The organism is Ferrovibrio sp. (assembly GCF_041906005.1).
Taxonomy (GTDB): domain Bacteria; phylum Pseudomonadota; class Alphaproteobacteria; order Ferrovibrionales; family Ferrovibrionaceae; genus Ferrovibrio.
In genome coordinates, this window is record NZ_JAYRJY010000001.1 from 1,698,680 (window position 1) to 1,712,576 (window position 13,897).

Annotated in this window: 14 protein-coding genes; 4 read left to right on the forward strand and 10 right to left on the reverse strand. The window is 65.3% G+C overall.

Features of this window, described 5'->3' with window-relative positions; all coding sequences use genetic code 11:
* Positions 1 to 14: 14 nt before the first annotated feature.
* Both ACE3OO_RS08145 and ACE3OO_RS08150 read right to left on the reverse strand, forming a co-directional pair.
* A complete protein-coding gene (locus ACE3OO_RS08145; protein WP_374301621.1) occupies positions 15 to 572 on the reverse strand; it encodes a DUF2589 domain-containing protein in 558 nt (185 codons plus the stop codon).
* A gap of 222 nt (positions 573 to 794) precedes the next feature.
* Positions 795 to 1,919: a helix-turn-helix domain-containing protein gene (locus ACE3OO_RS08150; protein WP_374301623.1), complete on the reverse strand. Its 1,125-nt coding sequence runs from the start codon at positions 1,917 to 1,919 to the stop codon at positions 795 to 797.
* 313 nt (positions 1,920 to 2,232) lie between these two features.
* Between ACE3OO_RS08150 and ACE3OO_RS08155 the strand changes: the two genes are divergently transcribed.
* Complete coding sequence (locus ACE3OO_RS08155; RefSeq protein ID WP_374301625.1) at positions 2,233 to 2,466, forward strand: hypothetical protein; 234 nt, start codon at positions 2,233 to 2,235, stop codon at positions 2,464 to 2,466.
* Positions 2,467 to 2,469: 3 nt separating this feature from the next.
* On the opposite strand, the gene ACE3OO_RS08160 is transcribed toward ACE3OO_RS08155, so the two are convergent.
* From ACE3OO_RS08160 to ACE3OO_RS08180, 5 genes are all read right to left on the reverse strand, one after another.
* Positions 2,470 to 3,471, reverse strand: a complete 1,002-nt coding sequence (locus tag ACE3OO_RS08160; RefSeq protein ID WP_374301627.1) for an LLM class flavin-dependent oxidoreductase — start codon at positions 3,469 to 3,471, stop codon at positions 2,470 to 2,472.
* Positions 3,472 to 3,533: 62 nt separating this feature from the next.
* A complete protein-coding gene (locus ACE3OO_RS08165) occupies positions 3,534 to 4,484 on the reverse strand; it encodes an MBL fold metallo-hydrolase (RefSeq protein ID WP_374301629.1) in 951 nt (316 codons plus the stop codon).
* 12 nt (positions 4,485 to 4,496) lie between these two features.
* On the reverse strand, positions 4,497 to 5,846 hold the full coding sequence (locus ACE3OO_RS08170) for a TRAP transporter large permease subunit (RefSeq protein ID WP_374301631.1): 1,350 nt from the start codon (positions 5,844 to 5,846) through the stop codon (positions 4,497 to 4,499).
* Between the two features lie 11 nt (positions 5,847 to 5,857).
* Positions 5,858 to 6,433, reverse strand: a complete 576-nt coding sequence (locus ACE3OO_RS08175; protein WP_374301632.1) for a TRAP transporter small permease subunit — start codon at positions 6,431 to 6,433, stop codon at positions 5,858 to 5,860.
* A gap of 81 nt (positions 6,434 to 6,514) precedes the next feature.
* Positions 6,515 to 7,567, reverse strand: coding sequence for a TRAP transporter substrate-binding protein (locus ACE3OO_RS08180; RefSeq protein WP_374301634.1), 1,053 nt, complete (start codon positions 7,565 to 7,567; stop codon positions 6,515 to 6,517).
* A gap of 183 nt (positions 7,568 to 7,750) precedes the next feature.
* On the opposite strand from ACE3OO_RS08180, the gene ACE3OO_RS08185 reads away from it, so the two are divergent.
* From ACE3OO_RS08185 to ACE3OO_RS08195, 3 genes are read left to right on the forward strand one after another with little or no spacing between them, the layout of a single operon-like run.
* Positions 7,751 to 8,512 (forward strand): SDR family NAD(P)-dependent oxidoreductase, encoded by a 762-nt coding sequence (locus ACE3OO_RS08185; protein WP_374301636.1) that lies wholly within the window; start codon positions 7,751 to 7,753, stop codon positions 8,510 to 8,512.
* Between the two features lie 11 nt (positions 8,513 to 8,523).
* Positions 8,524 to 10,224 (forward strand): FAD-dependent oxidoreductase, encoded by a 1,701-nt coding sequence (locus ACE3OO_RS08190; RefSeq protein ID WP_374301638.1) that lies wholly within the window; start codon positions 8,524 to 8,526, stop codon positions 10,222 to 10,224.
* Positions 10,225 to 10,255: 31 nt separating this feature from the next.
* Complete coding sequence (locus ACE3OO_RS08195; protein WP_374301640.1) at positions 10,256 to 11,098, forward strand: IclR family transcriptional regulator; 843 nt, start codon at positions 10,256 to 10,258, stop codon at positions 11,096 to 11,098.
* Between the two features lie 111 nt (positions 11,099 to 11,209).
* Here the strand turns inward: ACE3OO_RS08195 and ACE3OO_RS08200 are convergent, their stop codons facing one another.
* The 3 genes from ACE3OO_RS08200 to ACE3OO_RS08210 form a co-directional block, all read right to left on the reverse strand.
* Positions 11,210 to 11,389 (reverse strand): DUF1328 domain-containing protein, encoded by a 180-nt coding sequence (locus ACE3OO_RS08200; protein ID WP_374301642.1) that lies wholly within the window; start codon positions 11,387 to 11,389, stop codon positions 11,210 to 11,212.
* A 176-nt stretch (positions 11,390 to 11,565) separates the two neighbouring features.
* The gene (locus ACE3OO_RS08205) at positions 11,566 to 12,537 is read right to left on the reverse strand and encodes a Gfo/Idh/MocA family protein (RefSeq protein WP_374301644.1); all 972 of its coding nucleotides are present in this window, start codon (positions 12,535 to 12,537) and stop codon (positions 11,566 to 11,568) included.
* A 36-nt stretch (positions 12,538 to 12,573) separates the two neighbouring features.
* On the reverse strand, positions 12,574 to 13,887 hold the full coding sequence (locus tag ACE3OO_RS08210) for an MFS transporter (RefSeq protein ID WP_374301646.1): 1,314 nt from the start codon (positions 13,885 to 13,887) through the stop codon (positions 12,574 to 12,576).
* Positions 13,888 to 13,897 lie beyond the last annotated feature (10 nt).

Genomic DNA, 13,897 nt, shown 5'->3' on the forward strand with positions numbered 1-13,897 from the left:
ACTCCTCTGGTTGGTTAGATGGACTTGTCGAGATGGTGGATCAGCCGCGCCATGCCTTCTGACGGAGGCTGACTCTCGACCCGGAGGGTGATGTGGGCCATCGGCCCGCCATCACGATTCTTCGAAGCGCTCATATCGACGCTTAAAGGCGCATGGGTATCGCTGGGCCAGACATCGGGCTTGGCGGCATCCTGGCCGTCCTTCGCCGCGTCGTCCTTGCCGCTGGCACCTTCGGTGGCGGCATCGGCTGCTTTCGCAGGGCTCAGCTTTGGCTCTGGCTTGCCGGGTTCCGGCTGGCCGCCCAGACCGACATCGAAACTGATTTCCATGTCCTTGACGGCGAGCAGCCGCGCACCGATCAGCGACAGCAGCGGCACGCGCACCAGGCGTTCGTCGCCGTCCTGGGCATCCGGCGCCATGGAGGGCAGCCGCACATCGACGCTGACCGGCCGGTTGTCGGCGTCGAAATACTGCCGCACGGTGGAAATCTGATAGCGATGGATCTTGTCCTGCGCCTCGGCGACGGCGCCGGCGATGCTTTGGATCAGATGATGCAGAGACAGGTTGGCCACGTTCCGCTCTCCCCCTTAGCCGTTCCCCGTTGATCACGCGGAGCGGTGCTGCTGGCGGTTCGGGAGGCGGCACATCCGGAGGTGATCCCTTGTGCCCTGCGCCCTATCCGCTTGCGGGTGATCAAAGCGCAAGCGTCCAGGAGCGTCGCGGGATCAGCGTTTCAAAAACTTGGACAGGCGTCCCAAAGGCGGAATGGTGCGTATTGGTACTCTTGTATGCACTCACGCAATCGCCAATTCTCTGATCCAATGGGCGAAAGGTGCCTGCTCGCCGGCAGCGGCAGCGGATGCCGGCGGCAGCACGGCGGCCAGCAGCGCGGCATCGCCACGCTGCACCGCCTGCCGCGCCTCGCGCGGCGAGAGGCCGAAGGCATCGCGGAACAGGCGGCTGAAATGCGCCTCGTCGCTGAAGCCTTTTTCATAAGCGATGTCGGCGATGCGCTGGCCCGATTGCAGCGGATTGCAAATCGCCAGCAGACTCTGGCGCAGGCGACGGCGGCGCACGTAATGGCGTACGCCGCCGAAGGCTTCGAACTGGCGGTAGAGCTGACTGCGCGAGATCGCCAGTTCCTTGACGATCAGCTCTGGCGTCAGCGTCTCGCGATGCAGGTTCTGTTCGATATAGGCACGGATGCGGCGTGCGACGGGTTCCTTTGTCGCCTGCTGCGATGGTGGCGCGCGGGCCGTGGACGGCATGTCGAATCCCAGACAGACGGCGATCAGCCCGAGCACCGTGTTGGCCAGCGCCATCGCCTCGTGCAGGCCGAACCGTGGCGCAACGCTGTTCAGGGCGATGAGATGCTGCGCCAGCATCGCGCCCATCGGCTGGTCGCGGCGCAGGATGCGGCCATGCTGCTGGTCGGGATTGCGCAGCAGCAGCGAGAGGCCGGCACGCGGCACGATCAGACTGATCGTCTCGCCGGCGCCGGCGATGTAGGCCGATGGCAGCGCCAGATCGAAGATTCCCACATCCATCGGCCGCAGGCGACGCGCGACACCGCCGCCGAAGCCGCCACTGAAACCGCCCGCCTGCTGCAGCGGCAGATGAATCAGGTAGTGATCGAGGTCGTCGAGGCGGCTGCGCTGGGCGGAGCGGATGTAGCGGGCGGCATCGGCGCGGCTGTGGCAGAGCAGGAAGGCGCCGAAGTGATAGGCAGTGAGGGAGGCCGAAAAACCGGCCATGCCACGCCGCGGATGAGGCGCGCAGAGATCGAACAGGGCCGAGGTCGCACGGCTCCAGGCGGCAAAACGGTCCCCCGCCGGCAGCCCCGCCGTGGTGAACCGAACGACCGGTATGCGATCCGCTCCCCCGGCGGCCCGGTCCATCTCGCCTGAAGGGAAAGCCATGATTTCCTCCCCCTGAGAGGGAGGAAAAGCCAGATTGATCTATTTTTTATATATGTTTTGCCTATTTCTGGATGTAACAGATGAAATTCTTAAACCTTAGCTTGCATGTTCTTGTATGTAGCTGATGCCTCTGACCTGTCATCGCGGTGGCACGGAACCTGTCATTGCTTGCTGCGTTAATCCCGGTGAAGCCGCCGAGGCCGAAGCCAAGGCCGGAAAAATCCGTCTCCTGCCCCGGATTATGGCTTCCGTCACAGCGGCGCGGCCCGCGCCGCCCTACATGCTTCTTCCGTCTGTTGAAGGAGTACCCGTCATGCTGATTCCCGACTGGAAGATCGACCCCGCCGCCCGCATCGTGGAGAACGAGGATTACGTCGTCTCGCTCTACGATCTGGCCGAAGGGGATTACGGCGTGGCGCATATCCGACCCAAGCATGCCAACGATGACGGCGGGAGCGAAGACCGCGGGCATGATGCCAGCATCGCCCGCGAGGCGCGCGTGGCCTTCACGCTGGCGATGCGCCAGCGCCAGGCCGCCAATTTCTGACGGTCATGCCAGCCTGAAATCGCGCGCCAGCAAGTCGTAACTGCGCCGGCGCGCGGCCTGGTCATGCGTCCAGGTCAGGATCACCAGTTCATCAAGCTGCATCGTCTGCGCATAGGCGCGCAGGCGTTCGCTCACCTGCGCCGCCGATCCCGCGAAGCTGCGCTGCCATAACGCGTCGATCTCGGGCTGCTCGTCGGCTGAGATCTCGACGGCATCGGGTGGCTGGATCTGCTTGAGCAGGCCGCGATTGCGATCAAGCCGCCAGCGCGCGCGGCTGCGGAACAGATGCCGGGCCTCGTCTTCCGTTTCGGCCGCCAGCGCCCAGACGCAGAGCGTGGCCTTCGGGGCGGGGCAGAAGGCTGAGGGCCGGAAATTCTGGCGATACAGCGCCAGCGCCTGCTCGGCGCCGCGCCCGTCGGTGATGAAATGCGCAAAGGCATAGGGCAGGCCGAGATGGGCGGCGAGCTGCGCGCCGTAATCTGAACTGCCCAGCATCCACAGCTCCGGCGCGCTGACGGCGCGCGGATGCGCTTTGATGCTGCGGAAGGCATGGCCCTCGGGCAGCGGCAGACCATGCAGCCAGTGCAGCAGGTCGCGCGTCTGCGCCGGAAAACTCTCGCCGCCGTCGCCATGGGGATTGAGCGCATAGGCGGTGCGGCCGTCGGAGCCGGGCGCGCGGCCGACGCCCAGATCGATGCGGCCCGGCGCGATGGCATCCAGCACGCGGAACTGCTCGGCCACGTGCAGGGCCGAATAATGCGGCAGCATCACGCCGGCCGAGCCGAGCCGGATACGCGACGTGACGGCGGCCATCGCCGCGATCAGGATTTCCGGCGCGGTGCCGACGATGCTTTCGTGATTGTGATGCTCGGAGACCCAGAAGCGGCGATAGCCCAGGGCCTCGCAATGGCGCGCCATCGCGATGGTGTCGCGGATGGCCTGGTCTTCACTGCTGCCGGAAACGGCAATCGACTGGTCGAGGACGGACAGGGCGAGATCGGTCATGGCCCACATCTAGGGCCATGACCGGCCGGCGGCAAGCGGCACGACATCAGCCGTTCAGCCTATCACCCGTTGAGCGCCGCCCACATGGCCTGGTCGCGTTCCGCCGTCCAGATACGCGGATGATCCAGGCCCAGCGCCTCGTCATAGGCACGGGCGACGTTGAAGGGCTGGCAATGTTCGAAGATGGCGAAATTGCCGAAGCGCGGCCGCATGGCATCGTTGCAGCGATCGAACGCCTCTTTCAGCGGCAGGCCCTTGGCGGCCGATTCCGACACCGAGCCGTATAGCGTGGTGAGGAAGTCGCGGGTGAGCGACAGGCCGTCGGACACCTCCTTCGGATTGCGCAGGGCATCGCCGCGGCCGGGCACGATGGCTTTCGGGCTGAACTCGGCGATCTTGTCGAGCGTCCTGGGCCAGTCCTTGAAATGGGCGTCGCCGCAATAGCAGGCCGAGTGGTATTCCACCAGGTCGCCCGAGAACAGCACGCCGGCATCGGGTACCCAGGCCACCGTGTCGCCCGCCGTGTGGCCACGGCCCAGATGCATGATCTCGACGCGGCGCTTGCCCATGTAGAGGGTGAACTTGGTGGGGAAGGTCATGGTCGGCCAGGTGAGGCCCGGGATGCTTTCGGCCGAGCGGAACAGGCGCGGGAAGCGGCCGTATTCCGAATCCCAGTCTTCCTTGCCGCGTTCCACGATCAGGCTGCGGGTCGCCTCGGAGGCCAGCACCTGCTGCGGATTGTAGGCCGAGGCGCCCAGCACGCGCACGGCGTGGTAATGCGACAGCAGCACATACTTGATCGGCTTGTCGGTCACTCTGCGGATATGCTCGATCACCTGGCCGGCCATTTTCGGCGTGGCCTGGGTGTCGATCACCATCACGCCGTCGTCGCCGACGATCACGCCGGTATTGGGGTCGCCCTCGGCGGTGAAGGCATACAGGCCCTCGCCGAGCTGGGTGAAGGAGACCTTCTTGTCTTCCATATCGGCGGTGGAAGCGAATGCTTTCGACATGCTGGATACTCCTTATTTCCCGAACAGGCGTTCCGGCAGCCACAGGGCCAGCTGCGGAAACATGATACACAACAGCAGCGCGATCAACTGGATGATCACGAATGGGATGATCCCTTTGTAGATGATCTTGGTGCCGATCTCGGCCGGCGCCACGCCACGGATGTAGAACAGGGCATAGCCGAAGGGTGGCGTGAGGAAGGACGTCTGCAGGTTCACCGCGAACAGGATGGCGAACCACAGCAGGATCTGCTCCTTGCTCAGCCCGCCGAAATCCAGTCCGGCCATGATCGGCGCGATGATCGGCATGACGATGAAGGTGATCTCGACCCAGTCGAGGAACATGCCCAGCACGAAGACGAAGGCCATGATCACGAACATCACCCAGTAGGGATTGGTGCCGGCCTCGTCGACGCCGAGAGCATCGGCAATCATCACGTCACCGCCCAGCTTGCGGAAGATCACGCTGAAGATGGTGGCGCCGATCATCACGAACATGATCATCGCCGTGGTGCGCGTGGTTTCATTCAGCACCGAGAGGAACTGCTTCCAGGTAAGCTGGCGGGAGGCCAGCGCCAGCAGGAAGGCGCCCAAAGCGCCAAGCGCCGCGGCCTCGGTGGGCGTGGCGATGCCGGCGATGATCGAGCCCAGCACCACCAGGATCAGGATCATCGGCGCCATCAGGTCGCGCGCCAGCCGCGTCGCGGCCTGGCCCAGAGGCAGGCGGTCGCGCGCGGGCAGCGGCGGCATGGTCTCGGGCCTGAAGATCGCCAGGAACACCAGATAGACGATGTACAGTCCACCCAGCATCAGGCCGGGGATCATGGCACCGGCGAACAGGTCGCCCACCGAAATGCGCATGGTGTCGCCCAGCACCACCAGCATGATGCTGGGCGGGATGAGAATGCCCAGCGTGCCGGTGGAGGCGATGATCCCGGTGGCGAGTTTCGGGTCGTAGCGGCTTTCCAGCATCACCGGCAGGGCCAGCACGCCCATCAGCACGACGGAAGCGCCGATGATGCCGGTGCTGGCGGCCATGACGATGCCGATGATCGCCACCGCGAAGGCATAGCCGCCGGGCAGCGGCCCGAGCAGGCCGGCCAGCGAGCGCAGCAGGCGTTCGGCGATGCCGGATTTTTCCAGCATCAGGCCCATGAACACGAACAGCGGCACGGCAATCAGCAGCCAGTTGCTCAAAATGCCGGAGAAGGTGCGCGACACGCCGGTGGACAGGAAAATGATCGGCACGTCGGCGGCAAAGGCGAAGATCACGCCGATACCGGCCAGCGCGATCGCCACCGGATAACCGGAAAAAATGCCCAGCAGCAGGGCAACGCACATCAAGAGGGGCCAGAAATAATCCATGACGGTGATCCTTATGCCCCGATCTTTTTCTCGGCGACGGCGCCACGGGTGAGGATGAGCTGGACGATCAGGCGCAGGGTGCGCGCCAGCCCCAGCAGGCCGAGCAGGCCGAAGCCCAGCGGCATCACCGCCTTGACGATCCAGCGGTCGGCCAGGCCGTCATAGGACGAGCCTTCATGGGACAGGTAGGCCGAGGCCATGAATTTCCAGGCGAACCAGGTCATCACGGCGGCGAACGGCAACAGGAAAATAATATCACCGAGGATGACGATGATGCGGCGCGTGCGCTCGGTGAAATTGCTGGCGATGAAATCGACGCTGACATGGCTGTCGGTATGCAGGGCATAAACGCCGCCCAGCATCACCATCACGGCGAACAGATGCCATTGCAGGTCGGTCAGTCCGTTCATGGTGATCTTGTGCCCGAACAGCGGCACGGTGAAATCCCATTCGAACAGCGTATTGATGCGCAGATGCACCATCAGCACGCTGAGGCAGACACTGATCACCAGGATAGGCGTGGCCCAGCCGACGGCCCGCCCGAACCAGGCGCAGCCTTCCTCGATCCGTTTCAGCAGCGCGATCACCGATCCCTCCCCTGAAGGATCGCGCCGCCGGTGGCACAAGCCACCCGGCGGCGCGGACTCTTTCGTTTTACTCGGTCACACTCAATTGCGCGGAATGGCCTGCAGGTCATTCCAGCGGCCGACGCGCTTCACATAGGCGCTCAGCGACTTGTAGGCCTCGGCGAACAGGGCGTCCTTCTTGGCCTCTTCCTCCATCACCTCGGTGGAGGCCTTCTGCAGCGCGGCCAGCACCTCGTTGGGGAAACGCTGCACCTTCACGCCGGCCGCCTCGATCTTTTCGATCGCGTCGACCTGGGCGTTGATCTGGTCGTAGCTGTTGTAGGTGATGTTGGCGTAGCAGGCCTCGACCATCGCCTTCTGGTGCTTCTCGGGCAGCGACTTCCACACATTCATGTTGACGATGATGGTGTCCCAGCTCGCCGGCTGGTGCCAGCCCGGGAAGTAGTAGTGCTTGGCGATCTTCTGCAGGCCGAGACCGAAATCGAGCTGCGGCGCGGAGAATTCCGCCGCCTCGATGCGGCCACGTTCCAGCGAGACGAAGATTTCGCCGGCCGGCACCAGCTGCACATTGGCGCCCAGCTTGGCCATCGCCTTGGCGCCCAGGCCGGCGATGCGCATGTTGAGGCCCTTGATGTCGGCGACCGTCTTGATCTCCTTGTTGAACCAGCCGCCGGCCTCGGGCACGACGAGATGGCAGGGAATGATCTTCACGTTATGCGGATCATAGGCCTTCTGGATGATCTCCAGACCGCCGCCCTGGAACATCCAGCCCAGGAACAGCTCGGGGTTCGGGCCGAACGGCATCGAGCCGACCAGATTGGCGACGGGAATCTTGTCGGCCCAGTAGCCGACCCAGTCGAAACCCATCGGGATCGAGCCGTTGGAGACCGCGCCGAACACCTCGAACGGCGGCACGAACTCACCGGCGCCATGCACCTTGATCTTGACCTCGTTGTTGGTCATCAGCGCGACGCGCTCGGCCCATTTCACCGGGCTCTGGCCGATCGACGGCACTTGCAGGCCGAACACGCTCTGCAGGTCGAAATTCTTGGCCTGGGCCAACGCCGCCTGCGGCGCGACAAGGCCAAGGCCCAGCGCGGCCACGGCCGCTGCCTTGAGAAATAGCTGACGCATGATCCCTCCCTCGGGGTTTTGCAAACCGACCGAATGACCCGTCCTTATGTGTCCGGACGGGGCGTTTCCTCCAAAGACCGCGATGCAGCCGTCCGTGCGAAACGGATCGCTTGCATTCGCGTCGAGTCGACTATATGAAATAACGAATAAGTTCGCAATACACGAATTGCGGGAGGAAACCGGATGGAAAAGCCTTTACTGGCCGGACAGGTTGTCGTCGTCACTGGCGCGGCCCAGGGCAATGGCCGGGCCATCGCGCTGGGACTGGCCCGGGCGGGCGCCGCCGTGGCGGTGGCCGACATCAACGGTGCCGGGGCCCAGGCCGTGGCGGCCGAGATCGCGACAACCGGCAGCAAGGCATTCGGGGCCGCGCTGGATGTGAGCGATGCAAAAGCCTGCGCCGCCTTTGCCGCCGCGGCCGAAGCCGCTTTGGGTGCGGCTTGCAGCGTGCTGGTCAACAACGCGGGCATCATCCGCCGCGTTGCCATCGACGATCCCGATTACGACCGGCATTGGCTGGAAACCCTGACGGTGAACGTTACCGGCATGAAGAACGTGACACGCGCCCTGCTGCCGCAATTGCGCAAGACGAAAGGCCGCATCGTCAATCTCGGTTCGATCAACTCCTTTGCCACCGGGCCGCGCGCCACCACCTACACCGCCAGCAAGGGCGCCGTGCTGCAATTCACCCGCGCGCTGGCCGCCGAACTGGCGCCGGAAGGCATCCGCGTGAACGGCATTGCGCCCGGCGTGATCGACACGCCGATGACGGAAGCCACGCGCAGTGATCCGGCGGCCATCGGACGCTTCATGGCGCATACGCCGATGGGCCGCACCGGCAAGCCCGAGGAACTGATCGGCCCGGTGCTGTTCCTGGCCTCCGACATGTCGAGTTACGTCACCGGCGCGATGTTGCCGGTGGATGGCGGCTATCTGACGGTTTGAGTGGAGTGACGATGATGAAGACCCATGATTGCGACCTGCTGGTGGTGGGCTCGGGCGCCGGCGGCATGGCCGCCGCGGTGACGGCGAAGCTGCATGGCCTGGATGTGCTGGTGGTGGAGAAGGAAGCCGTCTATGGCGGCACCACCGCGCGTTCGGGCGGCTGGCTGTGGATTCCGGCCAATCCGCTGGCCGCGCGCGAAGGCATTGCCGACAGCAAGGAAGCCGCGCGCACCTACCTGCAGCACGAGGCCGGCAACCATTTCGACGCCGAACGCGTCGATGCCTTCCTGCAGAACGGCCCGCAGATGGTCGATTTCTTCGAGAGCAAAACAGCCGTGAAATTCGTGCTGGGGCCGCAGTTTTCCGACTATCACCCCGACGCGCCCGGCGCGCTGGCCGGCGGCCGTTCGATCTGCGCCGAGCCGTTCGACGGCAACGAGCTGGGCGACAATATCAAGACCCTGCGCCCGCCACTGAAGGAGATCACCTTCGTCGGCATGATGATCGGTTCGGGCAAGGAGCTGCTGCATTTCTTCAATGTCACCCGCAGCGTGGTGTCGGCCGTCTATGTGGCGAAGCTGCTGGTGAAATACATGCGCGACGTGACCCTGCATGGCCGCGCCATGCGGCTGACCAACGGCAACGCGCTGGCCGGCCGGCTGGCGAAATCGGCGTTCGACCTGGGCATTCCGCTGTGGCTGGAGGCGCCGGCGCAGGAGTTGCTGCGCGAGAATGGTGCAGTGACGGGTGCGGTGATCGGCACCAAGGACGGCCCGGTGCGGGTGAACGCGCGCAAGGGCGTGGTGCTGGCCACCGGCGGCTTTCCGCATGACATCGAGCGCCGCAAACAGCTTTATCCCCATGCGCCGACCGGCCAGGAGCATTGGTCGCCGACGCCGAGCAGCAACACCGGCGACGGCATCAAGCTGGCGCGGCCCCTGGGCGCGCATACGGCCGACGAGCTGCCCAATGCCGCCGCCTGGGTGCCGGTCAGCCGTGTGCCGTGGTCGGATGGCAGCTTCGGCACCTTTCCGCATTTCATCGACCGCGCCAAACCCGGCGTCATCGCCGTGACCCGCACCGGCAGGCGTTTCGTGAACGAGGGCAACTGCTATCACGATTTCTGCCAGGCGCTGGTGCAGGCGACCAAGGGCCAGAGCGGCGAGATCTGCGCCTGGCTGATTTGCGACCATCCCACGCTGCGCCGCTATGGCCTGGGCCATGTGAAGCCTTTCCCGGTGCCGATCGCGCATCAGCTGAAGAACGGCTATCTCAAGCGTGGCCGCACGCTGAGCGAACTGGCACAAGCCTGCGGCATCGATCCGCAGGCCTTCGGCCACACCGTGGCGGAATACAACAGGCACGCGGCGCGCGGCGAGGACCCGGAATTCCATAAAGGCAGCACGGCCTATAACCGCTATCTCGGCGATCCGACCGTGAAGCCCAATCCCTGCATCGCGCCGGTGCAGACCGGGCCGTTCTACGCCGTGCAGGTGGTGATCGGCGATCTGGGCAGCTTTGCCGGCCTGAAGACCGACGCGCAGGCCCGCGTGCTGGGCGAAAACGGCCAGCCGGTGCCTGGCCTGTATGCGGCCGGCAACGATATGGCGAGCATCATGGGCGGCAATTATCCCGGCGGCGGCATCACCCTGGGTCCGGCCATGACCTTTGGCTATATCGCCGCGCGCCATGCGGCCGGCATCGCCACGTGACACGACACGCGCCGGCAGCTATGCAATAGGCATGGGGGACGCCATCGACCCGGCTTCGGCCATTCCGCTCTATGGCGGCGAGGACAGCGAGTCCACGCCGCTGAAAGGCCGTGGCGTACAGTCGGTGGAAATCGGCGGCCGGCTGCTGGGCATCCTGGCCCAGCATGGCCAGCCGATGATGCTGCGCGACCTGGCGCAACAGGCCGAACTGACGCCCGGCCAGGCCCATGCCTACATGACCAGCCTGCGTAAACTCGACCTCGTTGAGCAGGATGCCGCCTCGGGCCGTTATCGCCTCGGGCCTTTCGCCTTGCAGCTTGGGCTGGCGCGGCTGCGTGGCAGCGATCCCTATCGCCTGGCCGCCGAACAGGTGGCGGAACTGGCCGAGCGGCTGAACCTGATGGTGGCGATCACGGTCTGGGGCACCCATGGCCCAACCATCGTGCTGGTGCAGGAATCGTCGAACTACATCCACGCCAATGTGCGCCCCGGCGGCATGTTCACCGTGACCGGCACGGCGACGGGCAAGATCTTTGCCGCCTGGCTGCCGCCCAAGCTGGTCGAGCCGGTGATCGAGGCGGAATTGCAGGCGGCGCAGAAGGGCTGGAGCGATGTGGGCGCGCTGGCCGGCGAGGCGCTGGCCCGCGAAGTGGAAAAGGTGAAGCGCGACGGCATCGCCGCCACCACCGACCTGCCGGTGCCGGGCATCAGCGCATTGAGCGCGCCGGTCTTCAACCATAGCGGCCACCTGCAGCTGGCGATTACCGTGATCGGTCCGACGCGCAAGATCGATGTCGCGCTGGGTGGCTCGCATGCCTCGGCGCTGCTGGCCTTCACGCGTCGGCTGTCGGCGCAGCTCGGCTATACCGCCTGACGCAAAAAATATGGCGGATGCCGAAACATCCGCCGAGTTGGGGGGAAGGACCTACAGGGAAAAAGACAAAAGAAGAAGGCACGGCCTGCAAACCGCGCCCGGGAATACCGCCTAGACCGTGGGAGGCCGACGGCCGGTGACCAGATGCGCCACCAGGCTGATGACGAAGACGGCCAGAAAAATGAAAAACAGAATCTGCGCGATGCTGGCCGAGGCAGCCGCAATGCCGCCGAAACCGAACAGGCCGGCGACCAGCGCCAATACAAAGAAAATCAACGCCCAATACAGCATGGTATTCACTCCTTTGCCGTTCTCGCGAAGCTGCGAATAAAACGGCCCAGGCCGACCCTGGTTCCGGCCGGGTTCTGGCTGGCAGGAGTGAAACTGCCTGGAAAATGCGGCGGCAATCGTGGCGGAATGTGGCGATTCCGCGGCGATCTCACACCATGGACGGGTGAAAGGACGCGTCAGCCGTGCAGGATGGTTTCCACCACGCGCTGCACTTCGGCAGCCTCGGCGAGCGTGGCGAGATCCTGCGTCGTGCCATGGGTCAGCGCCGCCACCTTGTCGAGCTGGCGCTTGAGTACCAGGGGGCGCATCTTCTCGTTGGGCAACGCATCCGGCGCCTCGCGCCATGCGCCATCGACCAGGCGTTCGGCAATGGACCAGTCACGCAGACGAACGCGACCCTGCGGCCCGATGATCTCAAAAATGTTGTGGTCGGGCTTGTCGGTGATGCCGACGCCGCCCTTCAGCGTCACCGGCAGGTCGCCGGCGCGCAGGGTGGCAGCAATGGCGCGCTCGGATTTGCCGTCCTCGGGATAGGCGACGCTGTGCGTGAGCAGCGCCAGCGGGCCGAACAGGCGGCGGGCGAGGAACAGGAAATGCGAGCCGACCTCGCGGGCGAAGCCACCCTGGGCGCGGGCATCAAGCCAGCCGGCGGCATCCACCTGCCATGGGCGCGGCCAGGCGGCGAAACCGATCTCGATCTCGACGCGCTGCACCGGCCCGGTAACGCCCTGCTGCATCCATTGCCGCAGCTGGTCGACGGCAAAAGACGAGGCGAAGGGGAAATTGATGCCGCCGCGTCCTTTCTGTCTGGCCGCTTCGGCCACGAAGGCTTCGGCGTCAGCGACATCGACGGCGAGCGGCTTTTCGCAGAACACCGCCTTGCCGGCAGCAAAAGCGGCGCGGGCATAGGCCAGATGCGAGGCCGGCGGCGAAGCGATGTAGAGACAATCACAGGCCGCGATCACGGCAGCGGCGGAATCCAGCCGCGGCACCTGCGGCAGGTCGGCGGCCAGGCGCTGCATGGCAGCAGCGGAGGGATCCCACAGGCCGGCGACAGTCAACACCGCCGGATCGTGATTGAGGGCGGCACGCAGCAGGCGCTCGCCCATGATGCCATAACCGATGATGCCGAGGCGGATGGAGGACATGATGCAGACTTTCACGACTGGGACAAAGGCGGCGCATTATATGCGCCGGGCAATCCGCTGGTGCAACCGCCGCTGCCGGTCTGGCGTGATCGGATAGCGCCGCATCAGCAGGATCGCGGCCAGCTTGAAGCCCACCGGCGCCAGCGCATACAACGCGGCCAATGCGAACAGCGCCGCACCGTCGTTGCCGCCATCGGCCGAAAAGCCCGCCAGGTCAAGCAGCGGAAAGGCGAGGCCCACGGCCGCCGCCAGCGCGAGCTTGGTTGCCATGCCCCAGATGGCGAAGAACAGACCGGCGCGCTGGCGGCGCGTCCTCGCCGTATCAAGATCGACCACATCGGCCTGCATGGCCGGCGGCAGGGCAAGATCGGCACCCAGGCACAGGCCGGTGAGCAACGAAATGGCAAGAAACAACAGCGTATCGCCGGCGCCGAGCAGCGGCACACCGGCAAAGACCACGCAGTTCCACAGCATGGCGCCGATCCAGACACGGTGCTTGCCATGCCGCTGGGCCAGTTTCAGCCACAGCGGCACGGCGGCGATGCCGGCACCGAAGTAGATCAGCAGAACAAGACCCGCGAAGTCGGCCGGCGCCTGCAGCACATGCGACACATACAGCAGGACCAGCGTGGCCGGCAGCCCATTGGCGATGCCGTTCAGCAGCCAGGCCAGCAGCAGGCGGCGGAACGGTCCGTTGCGCCACACCGCTTTCAGGCCGGCAAGGTCAAGGCGCTGCGGCGTGCCGGCATGACCGGCCGGCACATGGCGCAAAGCCAGCAACACGCAGAGCGGCAGCAGCACGGCCACGGCGATGCCGATAGTGCCGATGCCGGCGCGGCTGTTGTCACCGAATAACGCCGGCAGAGCCGCGGCAAACAAGGTGCCGATCACGCCGGCCGCCTCGCGCCAGCCGGCAATACGCGTGCGCTGGTGATAATCGGACGAGAGTTCCGCACCCCAGGCCAGATAGGGAATCTGGATCATGGTGGCTCCGAGATAGAGCGCCATGGTCCAGCCCAGCAGCCAGAGACCGCCGCTGCCATCGGGCGGCAGGAACAGCATAACGGCCGCCAGCATGCAGAGGGGCAACCCAGCCAGCAGCCAGGGCTTGCGCCGGCCCCAGCGCGTGTGGATGCGATCCGACCAGACGCCGATCAGCGGATCGGTGAGCATGTCCCACAGCCGCGCCACAAACAGCAGGCCGCCGACCAGCGTGAGCCCCAGCCCGAGCGTGTCGGCATAGAGAACCGGCAGATGCACATAGAGGGGCAGCAGCAGCATCGCGCCGGGCAAGGCCGGCGCGGCATAGGCGGCAAGCGTGAGGCGGGAAAGCGGTGGGGAAGTGGTCACCGGCGGAGAC